Origin of the sequence: Phytoactinopolyspora endophytica (assembly GCF_004138495.1) — a bacterium.
Lineage (GTDB): Bacteria > Actinomycetota > Actinomycetes > Jiangellales > Jiangellaceae > Phytoactinopolyspora > Phytoactinopolyspora endophytica.
In genome coordinates this window covers 262,207-263,554 of the sequence record NZ_ML142849.1, presented here as the reverse complement: position 1 = coordinate 263,554, position 1,348 = coordinate 262,207, and the positions used below count along the sequence as shown (strand labels likewise).

Annotated in this window: 1 protein-coding gene and 1 pseudogene; both read left to right on the top strand. The window is 67.3% G+C overall.

Going from position 1 to position 1,348, the window contains the following annotated elements; all coding sequences use genetic code 11:
* Positions 1–103: pseudogene (locus ELR45_RS42400) on the top strand (ABC transporter permease); the annotation flags it as partial.
* A gap of 19 nt (positions 104–122) precedes the next feature.
* Positions 123–1,348: sensor histidine kinase (locus tag ELR45_RS01165; protein WP_165367357.1), on the top strand; the 1,226-nt coding region annotated here is incomplete at its 3' end.

Sequence of the window (1,348 nt, the reverse complement as noted above, 5' to 3'; positions counted from 1 at the left end):
CGGCGGTTCGGCGGGGTCTCCCCAGATCATGCAACTGGGAATAATGGTCTTGATCGCGGTAGCAGCAGGTTGGCTGGCGGCCAGGATCTTCCGCTGGGAGTGAGGATCGGGAGCGTGGGACGATGAGCACCGAGTTGGCGCCGAGCGGCGACCAGGCAAGGCCCCCGATCAGCGCTCCTCCCTTCTGGGATTGCGCGTGGGAGAAGGTTCAGCTCCTCGTTCCCTGGGTTCTGCTCGCCCCGCCGGCGGTGATCAGTCAGCTACCGGCCGGACAGAGCTGGACTGAGCGAGCAGTCACGCTGGGCTTGGTCGTGGCCGCCGCTGGGTGGGTGTTCTTTGGGAACACGCGGGTGCCGCAGGCACTCCGCGAGCGCGGGTACCACGTGGTGGTGTACTTCGCCGGCTTGCTCGTGCTCTTCACGGCCTTGATGAGCCGCGATATGGTGTTCTTGCTCTTCACCATCACCGGCTTCTTCCATGCCTACCTGTTGCGGCCGTGGTCGCTGGGTGTGGCGGGGGTGTTCGGCACGTCGGTGGCGCTCAACACGATGACGCTGGGTTTCCCCGAGTTGACGGCCGAGTCGATCGCGACCTATGCCGGTGTGATCGCCATCCAGACGGCGGCGATCGGCGTCGGGGTCCTGTTCACCGAGAAAGGGGTCGAACACGATCGGAAGCGCGACGAGACGGTGAAGAAACTGGAAGCGGCGCTGGAGGAGAACGCCGGGCTGCACGCCCAGCTGCTGACCCAGGCACGTGAGGCCGGAGTGCTCGACGAGCGGCAGCGCATGGCACGGGAGATCCATGACACCCTCGCCCAGGGCCTGACTGGGATCGTCACCCAGGTACATGCGGCACAGCAGGTATGGGACTCGCCCGAGCGGGCCCGGCCGCACGTGGACCGCGCCCTGTGCCTGGCCAAGGACAGTTTGGCCGAGGCCCGCCGCTCGGTCCAGGCCCTCCGGCCGGCGGAACTCGATGAGGCCTACCTGCCGGAGGCGCTGGGCGACTTGGCCAAGCGATGGGCCGAAGGCACGGACGTCGACATGCAGGTCGATGTCACAGGTGACGCCGTGCCGCTGAGCCCGGCGATCGAGGTGGCCCTGTTCCGGGTAGCCCAGGAAGCCCTCACCAACGTGGCCAACCATGCCCACGCATCGCGGGTCGGGCTCACGCTCTCGTACGTGGGCGACGTCATCCTGCTCGACGTCCGCGACGATGGCACAGGGATGGCCAAGGGGAAGAGCCGCGGCTTCGGGCTGAAGAGCATGACACAGCGGATCAGGGGCGTCGGGGGCACACTGGAGATCGAGAGCACACCAGGCGAGGGGACGGCGATCAGCGCCAG